The 16,778-nt window shown below is 61.9% G+C and carries 17 protein-coding genes; 7 read left to right on the top strand and 10 right to left on the bottom strand.

What is annotated here, in order from left to right; genetic code table 11:
• Positions 1-278 precede the first annotated feature (278 nt).
• The 3 genes from ACW9H9_RS17915 to sfnG all read left to right on the top strand — a co-directional run bounded on the left by ACW9H9_RS17915 (position 279) and on the right by sfnG (position 3,182).
• Positions 279-1,058 carry a class I SAM-dependent methyltransferase gene (locus ACW9H9_RS17915; protein ID WP_457344462.1) on the top strand — a complete coding sequence of 260 codons (780 nt, stop codon included), beginning with the start codon at positions 279-281 and terminating at the stop codon, positions 1,056-1,058.
• Between the two features lie 82 nt (positions 1,059-1,140).
• On the top strand, positions 1,141-1,926 hold the full coding sequence (locus ACW9H9_RS17910; protein ID WP_457344463.1) for a sulfite exporter TauE/SafE family protein: 786 nt from the start codon (positions 1,141-1,143) through the stop codon (positions 1,924-1,926).
• Positions 1,927-2,090: 164 nt separating this feature from the next.
• Entirely contained in the window at positions 2,091-3,182 is a 1,092-nt protein-coding gene (gene sfnG / locus ACW9H9_RS17905) for a dimethylsulfone monooxygenase SfnG (protein WP_457344464.1), read from the top strand.
• A gap of 4 nt (positions 3,183-3,186) precedes the next feature.
• Here sfnG and ACW9H9_RS17900 read toward each other — a convergent pair whose 3' ends face one another.
• Entirely contained in the window at positions 3,187-4,281 is a 1,095-nt protein-coding gene (locus ACW9H9_RS17900; RefSeq protein ID WP_457344465.1) for a GNAT family N-acetyltransferase/peptidase C39 family protein, read from the bottom strand.
• A 95-nt stretch (positions 4,282-4,376) separates the two neighbouring features.
• On the opposite strand from ACW9H9_RS17900, the gene ACW9H9_RS17895 reads away from it, so the two are divergent.
• Both ACW9H9_RS17895 and ACW9H9_RS17890 read left to right on the top strand, forming a co-directional pair.
• The gene (locus ACW9H9_RS17895) at positions 4,377-5,963 is read left to right on the top strand and encodes a RimK family protein (RefSeq protein WP_457344466.1); all 1,587 of its coding nucleotides are present in this window, start codon (positions 4,377-4,379) and stop codon (positions 5,961-5,963) included.
• Positions 5,964-5,969: 6 nt separating this feature from the next.
• Entirely contained in the window at positions 5,970-6,911 is a 942-nt protein-coding gene (locus tag ACW9H9_RS17890) for a magnesium transporter CorA family protein (RefSeq protein ID WP_457344467.1), read from the top strand.
• A 10-nt stretch (positions 6,912-6,921) separates the two neighbouring features.
• Here ACW9H9_RS17890 and map read toward each other — a convergent pair whose 3' ends face one another.
• Together map and ACW9H9_RS17880 are read right to left on the bottom strand one after the other, a co-directional pair.
• On the bottom strand, positions 6,922-7,680 hold the full coding sequence (map, locus tag ACW9H9_RS17885; protein WP_457344468.1) for a type I methionyl aminopeptidase: 759 nt from the start codon (positions 7,678-7,680) through the stop codon (positions 6,922-6,924).
• Positions 7,680-7,880: a ParD-like family protein gene (locus ACW9H9_RS17880; protein ID WP_457344469.1), complete on the bottom strand. Its 201-nt coding sequence runs from the start codon at positions 7,878-7,880 to the stop codon at positions 7,680-7,682. The genes map and ACW9H9_RS17880 overlap by 1 nt, the downstream gene beginning before the upstream one ends.
• Positions 7,881-8,277: 397 nt before the next feature.
• Here ACW9H9_RS17880 and ACW9H9_RS17875 point away from each other — a divergent pair, with 397 nt between their 5' ends.
• Positions 8,278-8,547 (top strand): DUF1652 domain-containing protein, encoded by a 270-nt coding sequence (locus tag ACW9H9_RS17875; protein ID WP_457344470.1) that lies wholly within the window; start codon positions 8,278-8,280, stop codon positions 8,545-8,547.
• A gap of 65 nt (positions 8,548-8,612) precedes the next feature.
• Here ACW9H9_RS17875 and ACW9H9_RS17870 read toward each other — a convergent pair whose 3' ends face one another.
• Positions 8,613-8,873, bottom strand: a complete 261-nt coding sequence (locus ACW9H9_RS17870; RefSeq protein ID WP_457344471.1) for a DUF2790 domain-containing protein — start codon at positions 8,871-8,873, stop codon at positions 8,613-8,615.
• Between the two features lie 264 nt (positions 8,874-9,137).
• Here ACW9H9_RS17870 and aqpZ point away from each other — a divergent pair, with 264 nt between their 5' ends.
• Positions 9,138-9,821 (top strand): aquaporin Z, encoded by a 684-nt coding sequence (gene aqpZ, locus ACW9H9_RS17865; RefSeq protein WP_457344472.1) that lies wholly within the window; start codon positions 9,138-9,140, stop codon positions 9,819-9,821.
• 6 nt (positions 9,822-9,827) lie between these two features.
• On the opposite strand, the gene ACW9H9_RS17860 is transcribed toward aqpZ, so the two are convergent.
• From ACW9H9_RS17860 to ACW9H9_RS17835, 6 genes are read right to left on the bottom strand one after another with little or no spacing between them, the layout of a single operon-like run.
• Positions 9,828-10,766 (bottom strand): carbohydrate kinase family protein, encoded by a 939-nt coding sequence (locus ACW9H9_RS17860; RefSeq protein WP_457344473.1) that lies wholly within the window; start codon positions 10,764-10,766, stop codon positions 9,828-9,830.
• Between the two features lie 12 nt (positions 10,767-10,778).
• Positions 10,779-12,260, bottom strand: a complete 1,482-nt coding sequence (xylB, locus tag ACW9H9_RS17855) for a xylulokinase (protein WP_457344474.1) — start codon at positions 12,258-12,260, stop codon at positions 10,779-10,781.
• A gap of 24 nt (positions 12,261-12,284) precedes the next feature.
• Positions 12,285-13,766: a mannitol dehydrogenase family protein gene (locus ACW9H9_RS17850; protein ID WP_457344475.1), complete on the bottom strand. Its 1,482-nt coding sequence runs from the start codon at positions 13,764-13,766 to the stop codon at positions 12,285-12,287.
• Between the two features lie 18 nt (positions 13,767-13,784).
• Entirely contained in the window at positions 13,785-14,888 is a 1,104-nt protein-coding gene (locus ACW9H9_RS17845) for an ABC transporter ATP-binding protein (protein WP_457344476.1), read from the bottom strand.
• Between the two features lie 36 nt (positions 14,889-14,924).
• Positions 14,925-15,755 carry a carbohydrate ABC transporter permease gene (locus tag ACW9H9_RS17840; protein ID WP_457344477.1) on the bottom strand — a complete coding sequence of 277 codons (831 nt, stop codon included), beginning with the start codon at positions 15,753-15,755 and terminating at the stop codon, positions 14,925-14,927.
• A gap of 10 nt (positions 15,756-15,765) precedes the next feature.
• Complete coding sequence (locus tag ACW9H9_RS17835) at positions 15,766-16,692, bottom strand: carbohydrate ABC transporter permease (RefSeq protein ID WP_457344478.1); 927 nt, start codon at positions 16,690-16,692, stop codon at positions 15,766-15,768.
• Positions 16,693-16,778: the final 86 nt, after the last annotated feature.

The following is a 16,778-nucleotide window of genomic DNA, read 5'->3' as shown; positions in this document are numbered from 1 at the left end:
GTTAACGTGTTTAATCCGACTTAAACAGGCGCGCACGCTAACAAAACGGCAAAACAATTGATGTCAGGCGATTCCCAAAATGCATTCGACGTTGCAGGGGGGGCAGGTCAGTGAATGGCCGCAACTGATTCAGTCATGTGGAGGGCTTACGGCTACCGGGGCAGCGACGTCTTTTTCATGAAGATCAAGAATGGCTTTCCCGGCAATCGGTGAAGAACCAAAAATGATGAGCCGGGGCGCATACTGTGCACCCCGCTTGAACCCTGGAGAGTTTGCTAATGACCGATGTTCATTCGTCCGCCCGACTGGGCTTCGCGGCCCAGGCCAGCACCTACGCGCAGGGGCGTCCGGATTACCCCAGTGAGCTCGTCGGCTGGCTCAGCGACACGCTTGCCGTCACCGCGCAGTCCACTGTCATTGACCTGGGCGCGGGCACGGGCAAGTTCACGCGGTTGCTCAGCCGCCTGGCGCCCACTCTGATTGCCGTGGAGCCGGTCGAGGCCATGGGTGAAAAACTGCGCCAACAGTTGCCGCAGGTGCAGCTTCTGTCCGGCACCGCCCAGGCGATGCCCGTGGCGTCTGCCACTGCCGATGCGTTGGTGTGTGCCCAAGCGTTCCACTGGTTCGCCACCGAGGCGGCGCTGGCCGAGGTCCATCGTGTGCTCAAGCCCGGCGGTCGTCTGGGGCTGGTGTGGAATGTTCGCGATGAGTCGGTGGACTGGGTGGCGGCCATCACCGCCATCATCACGCCCTACGAGGGCGATACGCCGCGCTTTCATACTGGGCAATGGTGCCAGGCGTTCACCGGTCGTTATTTTTCCGAGCCCCAGGTGAGCTGTTTTCCTTATAGCCATGTGGGCAGCCCGCAAGAGGTGATTCTGGATCGCTTCCTGTCGGTGAGTTTTATCGCGGTGCTGCCGGAGGCGGAAAAGGCCCATGTCACGGCGCAATTGCAGGCCCTGATCGATACTCACCCGGCACTGCGCGGGCGTGACACCGTGACCTTTCCCTATCAGACCCAGGCCTATAGCTGCCAGCGACTGGCACAAAAGGAATAAAGTCAGATCGTATTGATATAAGTCGTTATAAGAAAAATCGCTATGCTGCTGCCGGAAATTTATAAGGCCGCAGGATGGTGTGATGGATGTGGGTAATGTGGGCTTTGTGGTTGCGGGCCTGATCGTCGGATTTATCGTGGGCATGACCGGTGTGGGCGGGGGCTCGTTGATGACCCCGATCCTGTTGTGGTTCGGCATCAACCCAGCCACCGCCGTGGGCACGGACCTGCTGTACGCCGCCATCACCAAGTCGGGCGGGGTGCTGGTGCACAGCAAGAACCGCAATATCGACTGGGGCATCACCTGCTGGCTCACCCTGGGCAGTGTGCCGGCGGTGCTGTTGACGTTGTGGTTTCTCAAGAGCCTGCACACCGACCCCACCGCCATGAACGCGGTGATCAAGCAGGCCCTCGGCGTGGTATTGCTGCTGACCGCCACCGCGATTTTGTTCAAGAACACCCTGTTGGCCTTTGCCCAGCGCCACGCCGGGGATGACTACCGCATGCGCCCGCGCAACCTGAATGCGCTCACGATCATCACCGGGGCGATCCTGGGCACCATGGTGGCCTTGACCTCCATCGGCGCGGGCGCCCTGGGCACCGTGGCGCTGTTTATCCTGTACCCGTTCCTGGCCACCCGCCGCCTGGTGGGCACGGAGATCGCGCACGCCGTGCCGCTGACCCTGGTCGCGGGGCTGGGCCACGCGAGCATGGGCAACATGGACTGGCACCTGCTGGGTTACCTGTTGCTGGGATCGTTGCCGGGGATTTATATCGGCAGCCACATGACCGGCAAAGTGCCCGACGCCATCCTGCGCCCGTGCCTGGCGTTCATGCTGGTGAGCATCGGCTACAAACTGGCGTTTTGAGCCGCCTGCTGTTGCCCCGGCAACAGCGCCGCAGCAAATCGCTGCAATGACCACAGTGCCGCCTGTGCGGTTTTTTGGCCCGCAGGCGCGGGGGCGGGCCGTTGCAGTGCCTGGCACGCTTGCTGCTCTTGACCTTGTACATTCCTTGTGTGAGGTCGCGTGCAATGAGCCAGCAAGCCGTCAAATTCGCCTACTGGGTGCCCAACGTCAGCGGTGGGCTGGTGGTCAGCAACATCGAGCAACGCACCCATTGGGGCATCGACTACAACCGCAAACTCGCGCAACTGGCCGAGGAGGCGGGCTTTGAGTACGCTCTGACGCAAATCCGTTTTACCGCCGGTTACGGCGCCGAATACCAGCACGAGTCCGTAGCGTTCAGCCATGCATTGCTGGCGGCCACTCGCCGGTTGAAAGTGATTGCGGCGATCCTGCCGGGCCCGTGGCAGCCCGCCCTGGCCGCCAAGCAACTGGCGACCATCGACCAACTGACCGAAGGCCGCATCGCGGTGAATATCGTCAGCGGCTGGTTCAAGGGCGAGTTCCAGGCCATCGGCGAGCACTGGCTGGAGCATGACGAACGCTACCGGCGCTCCGAGGAATTTATCCGCGCCTTGAAAGGCATCTGGACCCAGGACGCCTTCACCTTCAAGGGCGACTTCTACCGCTTCCACGACTACAGCCTCAAACCCAAGCCGCTGGCGCAGCCTCACCCGGAGATCTTCCAGGGCGGCAGCTCGCGCGCCGCGCGGGACATGGCCGCGCGGGTGTCAGACTGGTACTTCACCAACGGCAACACGCCGCAAGGCATCAAGGCTCAGGTCGACGACATTCGCGCCAAGGCCGCGGCCAACGGGCATTCGGTAAAGATCGGAGTGAATGCGTTCATCATCGCCCGTGACACCGAAGAGCAAGCCCGCGCCGTGCTCGCCGAGATCATCGACAAGGCCGACCCCGAGGCGGTGAATGCCTTTGGCGACGCCGCGAAACAGGCCGGCAAGGCGTCACCGGAAGGTGAGGGCAACTGGGCCAAGTCCACCTTTGAGGACCTGGTGCAGTACAACGACGGGTTCAAGACCGACCTTATCGGCACCCCGCAACAGGTTGCCGAGCGCATCGTGGCGTTGAAGGCGGTGGGCGTGGACCTGATCCTCGCAGGCTTCCTGCATTTCCAGGAAGAAGTCGAATATTTCGGCCAGCGCGTGCTGCCGTTGGTGCGCGAATTGGAAGCCAAGGCCGGTATCCGGCACGTGGCATGACCGGTCAGCGGGCAAACAGCACCACCGCCGCCCGCAACTTGCTGTTGCCGAACCGGCACATGCGGTCGAACTCCCCGTGGCTGACCGGCAGGTGCTGGCAGTCCAAGGGTTGGCGGTGCTGGCTGTGGTCCACGTCCGGGTCGTGCAGGTACACAAAGTCTTCATCGCAGTCGGTCACCATCACCCAGTGCGGCGATTTGGAGCGGGTCAGGCGATAACTGCTGATCAGCACCAGCGGCTGGCCGCCTTCGCTCAACACCTGGGAGAGGTCCAGCGGCCCGCCGAGCCGTTGTTGCACATCGCTGCCGGCCAGTTCGGCCTCAAAAGCGTCATGCACCACGCGCATGACGTCTTTTTTATGCGGGTCCCGCACGCCGTCCAAAAACAGCGGCCCGCTGACACTCACCTGCATGCGCACCGCAAAACCCCGGCGCCAGGCGGCCAGTGCCAGGCCCTGCGGGCTGCAGCCGCCGTGGCCTGCGGTCATGAACACGGTGGTCGCCTCGCGCCAGATCTGCAGTTCTTCGCGGCGCCCGGCCACGCGCGCAGGTTGCAGCGCCCCCATGGCCATCAACAGGCAGGCGGCGCCACAGGTGAAGTCGGTGGTCTGGCGGTAATAAGGCACGCTCACGGCCCGGTGGCCGTGGTGCTCGAGGATGCGTTTTTCCAGGCGCAGGGCGTCGGTGTGGTCCTGGTAATAGTCGTTGATCAGGGCAAAGCGCCGGTAGCCATTGTGCTCGTACAGGGCGATGGCGGCGGGGTTGTCGGTGCGCACCTCCAGGCGCAGGTAGGCGCAGTCATGTTCCAGGGCGCAGGCCTCGATGCGCGCCAGCAATTGTTTGCCCAGCCCCATGCCGCGGGCGTGCTCGGCGATGGCGATCGAATACAGGCGCGCCAGCGACGTGCCGCGATGAAACAGCACCAGGGCGTAACCGAGCAACGTCGCCTCTTTTTCCGCCACCAGTAACTGGCCATTGGCCTTGCGGATCATCCATTGAAAGCTGCGCGGCGAGAGCCGGTTGGTGGTGAAACAGTGCTGTTCCAATGCCACTAACGCGGGCACGTCATGGGGGGTTGCAACGCGAAAGGAAAGAGCCATGTGACCGCCGTAAAAGTTGCGTAACGAAACGGGACTTCTCTAAAAGATCGTGCTTAATAGAAAAGGTCGAGTTCTCTAAAAGCGGATCAATCACTATGTCAGCGGTACAAGGTCATTGGCGTGAAGTATCCGGGCAAACTGTCGCGGCGACAATCACTTCCAGCGGTATTTTTTCCACCCCGTCCACACGTGTCAGCCCCGTTGTAATAATTGTTGAACGCAAGGAAGACTGGGCTTCTTACTTCCCCAGTGAAGACATCGTCACCGCCCAGGAATACCTGGAACATAGCGGGGGGAACGAGGCGGACAAGCGGGTTCAGGTGATTAACCTGTGCCGCAGCTACAAGTACCTGGGGCATGGTTATTACTGTTCGTTGTTGGCCGAAGCGCGCGGCCATAAGGTGATTCCGTCGGTGCGCACGATCAGTGAGCTGACCAAGAAGTCGTTATATGGCCTGGCCCTGGATAACTTGGATAAAACCCTGGATAAAGCACTCAGTCATCATCTTTACAGCAATACCGAAGGGTTTACGCTGACCCTGTATTTTGGCCGGACGCCAATTGAACCGTTGCAGGACTTGGCCCGCCAGTTGTTTGAAACCTTTCCCTGTCCGATCTTGTTAGTTGAATTTCGCAAGCACAATGGTTGGCACATCGAGGGTGTTAAGTCCGGCGTATTACACAAGTTGCGCGATGATCAGGAAGATCAATTTGCCCAGGCACTGGACAACTTCAGCCGCAAGGTCTGGCGCCAACCGCGTTCGCGGCGGCTGGCCCGGTACGACTTGGCTATCCTTCACGATCCGCAGGAACACCTGCCCCCCTCGAATGCCAAGGCCCTGGAAAATTTCGTACGGGTGGGCAAGGGCCTGGGCATTGATGTGGACCTGATCGAGCGCAAGGACTACGCCCGCCTGGCCGAATACGACGCCTTGCTGATCCGCGAGACGACCAGTGTCGACAACCATACCTACCGCTTCGCCAAAAAAGCCGAGAGCGAAGGGCTGGTGGTGATGGACGACCCGGCCTCGATCCTGCGCTGCACCAACAAGGTCTACCTCACCGACTTGCTCAAAAGCCACCAGCTGGGCATGCCCGCCACCGAGATTCTGTACAAGGACCGCCCCGAAGACTTCGAGCGGGTCGGCGAGCGCCTGGGGTTCCCGCTGGTGCTGAAAATTCCCGACGGGTGTTTTTCCCGCGGGGTCATCAAGGTTGAAAGCCAGCAGGCGCTGCTCACGGCCACCGCCGAGTTGTTCGAGCATTCGGTGCTGTTGCTGGCCCAGGAATTCTTCTACACCGAGTACGACTGGCGCATCGGCATCCTCAACCGCAAGCCGATCTTTGCCTGCCAGTACTTCATGTCCAAGGGCCACTGGCAGATTTACAACCACAAGGCCATCGGCCAGGACATCAACGGCGAATGCCGCACCCTGGCCGTCCACGAGGCCCCCAAGGCAGTGGTGGAACTGGCCGTGAAGACCGCCAACCTGATCGGTGACGGCCTCTACGGCGTGGACCTCAAGCAGTCCGGCGACAACGTAGTGGTGATCGAAGTCAACGACAACCCGAACATGGACGCCGGCATCGAAGACGCCTACCTGCAGGACGACCTGTATGCCCTGGTGCTGGAGGAATTTGTCCGGCGCCTGGAACTCAAACGCCAGGGGCAGGGTTGGTAAGGCGCGATGATCCAGAGTTATGAATTGACCGGCGGTGCCCTGCGCCGCAGCCAGAACGTCGACGCGCCTGTCATGTTGTTCTGCAACCCCGATGTGGGCGAGCGCAAGCTGTTGCGCGACCGTCACAAACTCGACGAGCACGCCCTGGCCTCCGCCCTGGACCCGGACGAAGTGTCGCGCATCGAGTTTCACCCCGATAACCTGTTTCTCATCTGGAAACGCCCGGAAAACTACTCCGGCGGCGGCAACCTGGTGTTTGAAGTGGCGTCTTGCGGGCTGCTGTTTTCCCCTGATCGCTTGCTGCTGATTGCCACCGATGACAGCCAGTTGTCGGGGCTGGGCGCCCGCCAGCCGTTGCATCAGCCGCTGGATGTGTTGCTGGACATGCTGCTCAACAACATCCACCACTACCTGGGCCACCTCAAGGTGATCAAAATGGTCGCCCGCGAATTGCAGCAGCGCTTCAACGCGTCGATGAGCAACCATCACCTGATCCAGATGTTCAACCTCAGCGAAAGCCTGATCTATTACATCAATGCGCTGCACAGCAACGGCGCGGTATTGACCCGGTTGCGCAACCACGCCGAAAAGCAACACTTCAGCGCACAAGCGCTGGGGCTGATCGACGACCTGATCATCGAAAACAACCAGTGCTACAAACAGGCCGAGATCTACTCCAACGTGTTCTCCGGGTTGATCGATGCCCGGGGCAACCTGATGAACAACAGCATGAACAACCTGTTGCGCAAGTTGACGTTGATCAACGTGGTGTTTTTGCCGCTCAACCTGATTGCCAGCGTCGGCGGCATGTCCGAGTTCAGTATGATGACGGCGGGCACGCCGTGGTGGGTGTCGTACCCGCTGTTTCTGCTGGCGATGACGGCGGGCGCGGGGTTGATGCTGCTGGGGCTCAAGCGGTTCGCGGGGGCAGGGGACCGTGCGGTTTAACGCGTGACGTTCAAGGGGCCACGGCTTGGGCGGTGAGCACTTCAAAGCCGTCCCGCGTCACCGCCACGGTATGTTCCCACTGCGCCGACAGGCTGGCGTCGCGGGTCACCACTGTCCAGCCGTCCTTGAGCGCGCGCACGCGGGCGCTGCCCTGGTTAAGCATGGGCTCGATGGTAAACACCATGCCTTCGCGCAGTTCCAGGCCGGTGCCGGGCCGGCCAAAGTGCAGGACCTGGGGCTCCTCATGCATTTGGCGTCCAATCCCGTGGCCGCAGTATTCGCGTACCACGCTATAGCCATTCTGCTCGGCGTGCGTCTGAATGGCGTGGCCAATGTCCCCCAGGCGCGCCCCAGGCCGGACCTGGCGGATGCCGGCCCACATGGCTTCATGGGTTTTTTCCACCAGGCGCCGGGCCTTGGGGGACACGTTGCCGATCAGGTACATCTTGCTGGCGTCGGCGATAAAGCCGTTTTTTTCAAGGGTGATGTCGATGTTGACGATGTCGCCGTCCTTGAGGATCGCCTGGGCGTGGGGCATGCCGTGGCACACCACCTCGTTAATCGAGGTGTTGATGCAAAAGGGGTAGTCGTACTGCCCCAGGCTCGCGGGGCGGGCGTGCAGCTCATAACGGATCAAATGCTCGACGGCGGCGTCCAGCTCCAGTGTCGACTGGCCCGCGGCGACGAAGCTGTCCAGCCAGGTAAAGACCTGGCCCAGCAGGCGGCCGGCCTCGCGCATCAGGGCCAGTTGTTCAGGCGTCTTGATCATCAACTGCGCCCCCGGATCAGTTCAGGTTTGTCGAGCAACAGGTGGTTGATCAGGTCGTTGTAGGCCAGGTGTGGATTGAGCTCGGCGAGCAGGCCGATCTTGACCCAGAACTCGGCCTGGGCGTTGATGGAGCGGTCCATGGCGGCACTGGCCAGGCGGATTTGTTCGTGGAGGGGGTCGGAGATTTTGACGATACCCATGTGCTTCACCGTAAGATGCAATATACAAATCGTATATGTTTCGTATATCAAATGCAAAATGCTTGAGGGGGCGCGAGGGGTGTATCGACATGTTTTGGCACATAAACACCGCCGGATGCCGGGCAGGTGCGTAAGCCCCGGTGTCAGGGGACTGGCGTCAGTTTTCTGATAAATAAGTAGTCCAATTCCTATAAGCATGTAGGTAAGTTATATAAATAACCCCACTGCTTATGAGGAAAGGATACAACGAGCCGCTGAATTGCCGAGTAGGCTGGATCAATGAAGGCGTTATCCAGGGTTGGCGAGTCGCCTTTCAGGCAAGTGCATCACGGCGTTTGCCGGCTGTTTCAACGCCTATAACAGTCGATTGGCAGTCTTATCAAAGGAGCGGTTGGCCATGCTTTCGGACCTTGAACTACGCGGCATCATTGAAGGAAGTTTTCTGCCTAAACGGTGTGAATGCATCAAGGCGCCAGACGCCTCATTGACCGTCAAGGTGTATGACGAGGTGGACCACGAACGGGTTGATCTGGTGGTGACCGGCATTTGTGCCACCAAACTGGACAGCAGTCGGGCGATTTGCAACCTCATCGCCGAATTGCGTGAAGACCTCAAACACACCCACACCCCCGCCCTTAACCGAGCTGGCGCGCGCCCTTATTACTGAGCCCGTGCGTTTAATGCGGTAACGCCTTCTGGCCTGGATAACCGCCAGGCCCCTGCCTGGGCGTGTCAGTTCTGGAAGTCACAGGCGTCGGACATCTTGTGATAACTCACGTCCTGCACGTTACCGGCCTTGTCCAAAAACTTGATGTCGGCCTTGATCACCTTGCATTCGTTAGTCTGTGTCTCGTTCATGGCCAGCACTTTGGCGATGTCCAAGGGCAGGCCGTAGTGATAAGGCACCACCACCGGGGCGGTGTCCGCTTGGGCAATGCCCGTGACGGCCGTCAGGGCCAATGCGCTGCCGAGCAGTAAGGTACGCAGTTTCATGGTGTTTCTCCGCAAGTCGTTCGCTGTTCATCCACATGATGAACCAGCGGCCGCACCAATCGCCTAAGGCGGGTGTGTGTGGCATGACTCACTGTTGTCCTGCACGATTAAACATGGATTAAGTCCATGTTTACTGACAAAACCTTCATGTTTATTAGTTGCGCCATTAACCGGAAAAGTCCGATACAGGCGCCCTCCACAGCGTTGCTAACGTCGCCCGCGTGCCCATCAACCGGATGGCGTTTGCATGCTGTGGAGGCAACCTTGCAACAAAAAATCGTGGCGGAATTTATCGGGACGTTTTGGCTGACCTTTGGTGGCTGCGGCAGCGCGATGCTGGCGGCGGCGTTTCCCGAGTTGGGTATCGGCTTTGCCGGGGTGGCGCTGGCATTCGGCTTGGCGGTGTTGACCATGGCCTATGCGGTGGGCGGTATTTCAGGCGCGCATTTCAACCCGGCGGTGACCCTGGGTTTGTGGGTGGGGCGGCGTTTGCCGGGCAGCGATGTGTTGGCATACATCATTGCGCAGGTGGCCGGTGCCACGGTGGCGGCAGCGGTGCTGGCGCTGGTGGCCAGTGGGCAGTTGGATTACCAGAGCGGCAACTTTGCTGCCAACGGTTACGGCGACCTGAGCCCCGGCCAATACAACCTGCTGGCGGCACTGGTGGTCGAAGCGGTGGCCACCTTTTTCCTGGTGTTTATCGTGATGCGCGTGACCGCGCCCGGCGCGGCGGCAGGTTTTGCCCCTATTGCGATTGGCCTGACCGTGACGCTGATCCACCTGGTGGCCATTCCGGTGACCAATACCTCGGTCAATCCGGCCCGCAGCACCGGGCCTGCGTTGTTTGCAGGGGGCGCCTACCTCACGCAGCTGTGGGTGTTCTGGCTGGCGCCGATCACGGGGGGCGTGATCGGCGCGCTGGTGGCACGGGCCGTGCGGGAGAAGTAACCGCGCTCAGTTCAACTGGTCGCGGTAGGGCAGGTCGGGGCCGGTCTTGCTGCAGGTCAGCGCGGCGGCGCGGATCGCAAAACGCAGCATGGCGTCGATCTGGTCGCGGCTCAGTTGTTCAAGGCCTGCGACCGAGTCCAACTGGTGTTCGGTGAGCCAGGTGATCAAGGCCGCCTGGAAGGTATCACCGGCGCCGACGGTGTCGGCCATCACCACCTCGACTGCGGGCGCCGACCAACTGCCGTGCTGGCGACTGAACACGGTCGCGCCTTCACCGCCACGGGTCAGGAACACCAGTTGGCAACGGTGCTCCAGCCAGCCTTGCAACACGCTTTCCGGGGTCTGGTCGGGGTACAGCAGGTGCAGGTCTTCGTCGCTGACCTTGATCAGGTCGGCATGGGTGACCAGCTCGGCCACACGCTGGCGCCACAGCGCGATGTCGGGCTGGGGGTTGAGGCGCACGTTGGGGTCGAGGCTGATCAGGCGTTTACCGGTTTCGCGGCGGATCAATGCCAGCAACGTGTCGGCAATCGGCTGCACCACCAGCGAGAACGAGCCAAAATGCAGGCCGCGCACTTCGTCACCGAATACGGGCAAATGCGCGGCTTCCAATTGCCGGTCGGCGCACCCTTCGCCCCGGAAGCTGTATTGCGGCGAGCCGTTGGCCCCCACCGCCACCATCGCCAGGGTAGTGGGCGCGGCGAATTCCACCAGGAAATCCTCGCGCACGCCTTCATTCTTGAGCACTTGCAACAGGCGGCGACCCAAGTAGTCGCTGGACAGCCCCGCGAACAAGCCCGCCTCGATGCCCAGGCGGCGCAACCCGACGGCGACGTTGAACGGCGAGCCGCCGGCAATCGCCTTGTAGTTCACCTGGGACGCCTTACCGCTGGCGTCCTCTTCACTGAAAAAATCAAACAGCGCTTCGCCACAGACCACATACATATTCGTTCACTCTTAAAGGGATGCCACGAGCGCTTGATAACGCTCATAGGCCTGTTGGCAGGCATTGACGTTGCTTGCAATGGGCAAGGTACGGCTGGACAGGTCGACACTCACGCAACGTTGGCACAACTGCGCCAGGCTCTCGCCCGACTGGCTCCACGCCGCCTGGATCGCCGCGCCCAGGGCCGCCGCCTCGCTTTGTTCGGTACAGACCACTTCGGTGTTCATGATGTCGGCCACCAGTTGGCGCCACACCGGGCTTTTCGAGCCGCCGCCGGTCAGGCGGATATGCAGGCTTTGCAGCCCTGTCTGGCGCAGCAGGTCCAGCCCGTAGCGCAAGCCGAAGGTGGTGCCTTCGACCACGGCGCGGCACAGGTTGGCGCGGGTCAGGTTGGTCATGGTCAGCCCGTGCAGGCTGCCGCTGGCGTGGGGCAGGGCGGGCACGCGTTCACCGTTGAGGAACGGCAGCATGCTCACCCCGTCGGCGCCGATGGGGGCCTGGGCGACCAGCGCGTTGAACTGCTCCAGGTCCAGCTCGAACAGCTCGCGGATCACCCCGGTGGCGTTGGTCAGGTTCATGGTGCAGATCAACGGCAACCAGCCGCCGCTGGACGAGCAAAAGGTGGCCACCGAGGCCTGCGGGCTGACGGTGGGCTGGTCGGCGTAGGCATACACGGTGCCGGACGACCCCAGGCTCATGGTGATCACCCCGGCGGCAATGTTGCCCGTGCCGATGGCGCCCATCATGTTGTCACCGCCGCCGCTGGACACCACGGCATTGGGGTTGATGCCCAGGCGCTCGGCGATGGCGGGCAGCACCGTGCCAACACTGTCATGGGCGCCGATCAGGCTCGGCAACGCCGCTTCCAGGCGCCCCTCGGGGTCGATGTGGCGCAGTAACGCCAGGTCCCATTGCCGCGTGCGCACGTTGAAGTAACCGGTGCCCGACGCGTCGCCATACTCGGCGCAGGCCCGGCCGGTGAGCCAGTAGTTCAGGTAGTCGTGGGGCAGCAGGATGTGGGCGATGCGCGCAAATACGTCCGGGTGCTCTTCGCGCGTCCACAGCAACTTGGACACGGTGTAGCCCGGTGCGATGGCCACGCCCAGGCGCTCCAGCGAGCCGCTTTCGCCGCCCAGGTGTTGCAACAGGCGCTCGTTTTGCGCACTGCTTTCGGTGTCGCACCACAGCTTGGCCGGGCGCAGCACCTGGCCGTGTTCATCGAGCAGCACCAGCCCGTGTTGCTGGCCGGAAACGCCGATGCCAAGAATGTCCTGGCCGTCCACCCGCGCCTGTTGCAAGGCGCGGTGAGTGGCGGCGGTGAAGGCGTCCAGCCATTGCTGAGTGTCCTGTTCGCGGCGCCCATTGGCGCCGCTGATCAGCGTATGACTGGCGGCACCCAGGCCCAGGACCTTGCCGCTGGTTGCGTCCAGGACGATGGCCTTGGTGCCTTGGGTGCCGCAGTCGATGCCGAGGAAAAGGTTTTGCCGGGTCATGGTCAGGCGCTCAGCAGGGTGTGGTCAGTGGAGGTTGGCGAGCAAGCCTTCCAGGGTTTTGCTCACGCCATGGTCGCGCAGGCTCGCGTAACACCGCTCGAACGCTGCCACAAACGCCTTGGAGTTGGGAATAGCCGTGCCAAAAATCTCTTCCACGCCCAGCAGGCGCTGGCTGATCAAGGCTTCATCGGCCACCAGCCCCTGGCAGAACTCGGCACGCGGGTCCGGGATGCTGTAGCGCACGCCGTTCTCGTCCACGCCTTTGAGGTACAGGGCCCAGGCCGCGACGACCAGCGCGGCGCGCTCGGTTTCGCGCCCGCCGGCAATCAAACGGTTGATGGTAGGCACGGTGAACTTGGGAAACTTCGACGAGCCGTCGGAACACACCCGCTCCAGTTGGTCGGCAATCGCCTGGTTGGAAAAGCGGTCCACCAGGGTCTGCTTGTATTCGGCCAGGTCGATGCCCGGTACGGGCGCCAGGTTGGGGGTCACGTCCAGGTCCATATAAGCGCGCATGTAGGCCACGAACACCGGGTCGTTCATGGTGTCGTGCACAAAGCGGTAGCCCTTCAAAAAGCCCAGGTAGGTCAATGCCAGGTGGCTGCCGTTGAGCAGGCCGATCTTCATTTCTTCATAGGGCGTGACGTCATCGGTGAACTGCACGCCCACCTGTTCCCACGCCGGGCGGCCGTTGACGAACTTGTCTTCCAGCACCCACTGCACAAAGGGTTCACACACCACCGGCCAGGCATCGTCGACGCCGTGTTCGTCATGCAGTTGCAGGCGGTGGGCGGTGCTGGTCATGGGCGTGATGCGGTCGACCATCGCGTTGGGGAAGCTCACATTCGCGGCGATCCAGTCGTGCAGCTCGGCATTGTGCAGCGCGGCAAACGCCAGCAGCGCCTTGCGCGTCACCGCGCCGTTGTGCGGCAGGTTATCGCAGGACATGACCGTGAACGCGGGCGTGCCGGCGGCGCGGCGCTGGGTCAGCGCGGCGCAGATAAAACCGAACACGGTCTTGGGCGCGTGCGGGTGGGCCAGGTCGTGCTGGATCTGCGGCAGGTGGGCCATGAACTCGCCGTTGCTGTCATCGATGCAGTAGCCGCCTTCGGTGATGGTCAGCGAGACGATGCGAATCTGGGGGCTGGCCAGTTTGTCGATCAGCGCCTGGGCGCTGTCTTCGGCCAGCAGCATGTCGCTGATCGAGCCGATCACGCGCACTTGGGTGTCGTCGGTGTCGCCCAGCTCATACAGGGTAAACAGGTAGTCCTGGCCAGCCAGGTCGTCGCGGGCCTTGCGGTCTTCGGCCCGCAGGCCCACGCCGCAGATGCTCCAGTCCAGGCCGACGCCGGTGTTCATCAGCGCGTCGGTGTAATACGCCTGATGCGCCCGGTGGAAACCGCCGACGCCAATATGGGCGATGCCCTGGCGGGTGTCGCTGATTTTGTAGGACGGCAACTGCACTTCAGGGGCCAGTTGCGTGAGGTTTTGCTGGTTCAGTTTCATCGCGAAATTCTCGAAAAATCAGGCGGCAGCGCGCAGTGGGCGGGCCACGGCAACACCGTCGGCGTCGAACAGGTGGCAGTGGGCCGGGTCCAGGTGCAGGTTCAGGGTTTCGCCGTACTGGCTGGCCAGGTCGCCGCGGATCCGCATGGTCAACGGCTCGCCGGACGCGGTGCGTACGTGGCAGAAGGTGTCGCTGCCCAGGCGTTCGCCGACGTCGGCGGTGACGGTCAGGGTGGTCTGCCCTGGCACGGCGATTTCCAGGTGCTCAGGGCGAATGCCCAGCGTCACCGCGCTGCCCACGCTCAGGTTTGCGCCGCTTTGCGGCAGGTTGATGCGGGTGCCAGCGTCCAGTTGCACTTCGGTGCCCTGGCCGTCCACGCGGGTGACTTTGCCTTTGAGAAAGCCCATTTTCGGCGTGCCCAGAAACCCCGCCACAAACAGGTTGACCGGGTGGTGGTACAGCTCCAGCGGCGAGCCGACCTGCTCGATGCGCCCGCTGTTGAGCACCACGACTTTGTCGGCCAGGGTCATGGCTTCGACCTGGTCGTGGGTTACGTAGATCATGGTGGCCTGCAGCTCTTTGTGCAGGCGCGCCAGTTCCAGGCGCATCTGCACGCGCAGGGCGGCATCGAGGTTGGACAGCGGTTCATCGAACAGGAAGATCTTGGGGTTGCGCACAATGGCCCGGCCAATGGCCACGCGCTGGCGCTGACCGCCCGAAAGCTGTTTGGGCTTGCGCTCCAGCAACGGGCCCAGCTCCAGGATGCGCGCCGCCTCGCTCACCTTGCTGTCGACGACTTTTTTGTCGACACCGGCCAGGTCCAGGGCGAACGACATGTTCTTGCGCACGCTCATGTGCGGGTACAGGGCGTAGGTCTGGAACACCATCGCCAGGTCGCGCTTGGCCGGGGTCACTTCGGTGATGTCGCGGCCATCGAGTTCGATGGTGCCCTCGGTGACTTCTTCAAGCCCGGCAATCAGGCGCAGCAGGGTGGACTTGCCGCAGCCGGACGGGCCGACGAAGACCACGAATTCCTTGTCGTTCACTTCAAGGTCGATGCCCTTGATGATGGAGAAGCCTTCGAAGCCTTTTTTAAGATTCTTGATTTTCAGGTTGGCCATGACGGGCCTCCGTTTTGAAATTTTTATAAGAAGCCGTTACTTCACGGCGCCGAAGGACAGGCCGCGCACCAGCTGTTTCTGGCTGATCCAGCCAAAGATCAGGATCGGCGCGCAGGCCAGGGTCGAGACGGCAGACAATTTGGCCCAGAACAACCCTTCGGGGCTGGAGTAGGACGCGATCAGGGCAGTTAAGGGGGCGGCATTCGACGAGGTCAGGTTGAGTGACCAGAACGCCTCGTTCCAGCACAGGATCAGCGACAGCAACACCGTGGACGCCAGGCCGCCTTTGGCGATGGGCAGCAGCACGCGGATCATTTCCTGCGCCAGGGTGGCGCCGTCCAGGCGGGCGGCTTCAAGGATGTCTTTGGGGATGTCCTTGAAGTAGGTGTACACCATCCAGACCACGATCGGCAGGTTGATCAGCGTGTAGATGATGATCAGCGCGATGCGCGTGTCCAGCAGGCCAAAGGTCTTGGCCAGCAGGTAGATCGGCATCAGCACGCCCACCGGCGGCAGCATCTTGGTGGAGAGCATCCACAGCAGCGTGCCTTTGGTGCGTTGGGTTTCATAAAACGCCATGGAGTAGGCCGCCGGCACCGCAATCAGCAGGCAAAGGGCGGTGGCGCTGAAGGAAATCACCACCGAGTTCCAGGCGTAGCTGAAATAGTTGCTGCGCTCGTTGATGTGCAGGTAGTTCTCCAGCGTCGGCGTGAAGATGAACTGCGGCGGGGTGGCAAACGCGTCGATTTCGGTTTTGAAGCTGGTCAGCACCATCCAGAAGATCGGGAAGAAGATCAGGATGGCGATGGCCCAGGCCAGGGTGCCGAGCAGCAGGCTTTGCAGGCGGCGGGATTGTTGAAGAGTCATGGCGCGCACCTTAAGGCTTGTCAGTCAAATTTTTGCCGAGCATCCGCACCAGGATGATCGCGGCGATGTTGGCGATGACCACGGCAATCAAGCCGCCGGCCGAGGCCATGCCCACGTCGAACTGCACCAGCGCCTGGTTGTAGATCAGGTAGGCGAGGTTGGTGGACGCGTAGCCGGGGCCACCGTTGGTGGTGGTGAAGATTTCAGCGAACACCGAGAGCAAAAAGATCGTCTCGATCATCACCACCACGGCGATGGGACGCGCCAGGTGGGGCAGGGTCAGGTGCCAGAAGATCGCCAGGGCACCGGCACCGTCCAGGCGCGCGGCTTCCTTTTGTTCCTGGTCGAGGGACTGCATGGCGGTCATCAGGATCAGGATGGCGAAGGGTAGCCACTGCCACGACACAATGATGATGATCGACAGCAGCGGGTAATGCGCCAGCCAGTCCACCGGCTGGGCCCCGAACAGCTTCCACACGGCGGCGAGAATCCCGGACACCGGGTGGAAAATCAGGTTCTTCCAGATCAGCGCACCGACGGTGGGCATGATGAAGAACGGCGAAATCAGCAACACCCGCACCATCCCGCGACCGAAAAACTCGCTGGCTTCCAGCAGGGCGCTGATGAGCACGCCCAGCACCACGCTGATCAGCAACACGCTGCCCACCAGCAACAGGGTGTTACCGGCGCCGGGCAAAAAGCCCGAGTCGGTGATGAAGTAGGTGAAGTTGTCCAGGCCGACGAATTCGTTTTCGCCGGGGTAGAGCAGGTTGTAGCGAATCAGCGAAAAGTACAGGGTCATGCCCAGCGGCACGATCATCCACAGCAGCAACAGGGCCACCGAGGGGCTGACGAGAAACCAGCCGGGGTTGATCAGGCGGCTTTTGCGCGCCTTGTCCGGCGTGGCGGTTTGCACTTGGGCAGGGGTGGTATTCATGGGATCAGGACCAGTCAGGTACATGCAGAGCTAGGGGCAAAGCGCGGGCAACGGTGGGGCGGGCTCTCCTGCACGGGCGGTGTGTC

The organism is Pseudomonas sp. SDO5215_S409 (assembly GCF_054071325.1).
This window is presented reverse-complemented; position numbering and strand designations above follow the sequence as displayed.

Coding starts and splice junctions, on each gene's coding strand:
- ACW9H9_RS17915 (WP_457344462.1), top strand. CDS start 279: ATGACCGATGTTCATTCGTCCGCCCGACTGGGCTTCGCGGCCCAGGCC.
- ACW9H9_RS17910 (WP_457344463.1), top strand. CDS start 1,141: ATGGATGTGGGTAATGTGGGCTTTGTGGTTGCGGGCCTGATCGTCGGA.
- sfnG (WP_457344464.1), top strand. CDS start 2,091: ATGAGCCAGCAAGCCGTCAAATTCGCCTACTGGGTGCCCAACGTCAGC.
- ACW9H9_RS17900 (WP_457344465.1), bottom strand. CDS start 4,281: ATGGCTCTTTCCTTTCGCGTTGCAACCCCCCATGACGTGCCCGCGTTA.
- ACW9H9_RS17895 (WP_457344466.1), top strand. CDS start 4,377: ATGTCAGCGGTACAAGGTCATTGGCGTGAAGTATCCGGGCAAACTGTC.
- ACW9H9_RS17890 (WP_457344467.1), top strand. CDS start 5,970: ATGATCCAGAGTTATGAATTGACCGGCGGTGCCCTGCGCCGCAGCCAG.
- map (WP_457344468.1), bottom strand. CDS start 7,680: ATGATCAAGACGCCTGAACAACTGGCCCTGATGCGCGAGGCCGGCCGC.
- ACW9H9_RS17880 (WP_457344469.1), bottom strand. CDS start 7,880: ATGGGTATCGTCAAAATCTCCGACCCCCTCCACGAACAAATCCGCCTG.
- ACW9H9_RS17875 (WP_457344470.1), top strand. CDS start 8,278: ATGCTTTCGGACCTTGAACTACGCGGCATCATTGAAGGAAGTTTTCTG.
- ACW9H9_RS17870 (WP_457344471.1), bottom strand. CDS start 8,873: ATGAAACTGCGTACCTTACTGCTCGGCAGCGCATTGGCCCTGACGGCC.
- ACW9H9_RS17860 (WP_457344473.1), bottom strand. CDS start 10,766: ATGTATGTGGTCTGTGGCGAAGCGCTGTTTGATTTTTTCAGTGAAGAG.
- xylB (WP_457344474.1), bottom strand. CDS start 12,260: ATGACCCGGCAAAACCTTTTCCTCGGCATCGACTGCGGCACCCAAGGC.
- ACW9H9_RS17850 (WP_457344475.1), bottom strand. CDS start 13,766: ATGAAACTGAACCAGCAAAACCTCACGCAACTGGCCCCTGAAGTGCAG.
- ACW9H9_RS17845 (WP_457344476.1), bottom strand. CDS start 14,888: ATGGCCAACCTGAAAATCAAGAATCTTAAAAAAGGCTTCGAAGGCTTC.
- ACW9H9_RS17840 (WP_457344477.1), bottom strand. CDS start 15,755: ATGACTCTTCAACAATCCCGCCGCCTGCAAAGCCTGCTGCTCGGCACC.
- ACW9H9_RS17835 (WP_457344478.1), bottom strand. CDS start 16,692: ATGAATACCACCCCTGCCCAAGTGCAAACCGCCACGCCGGACAAGGCG.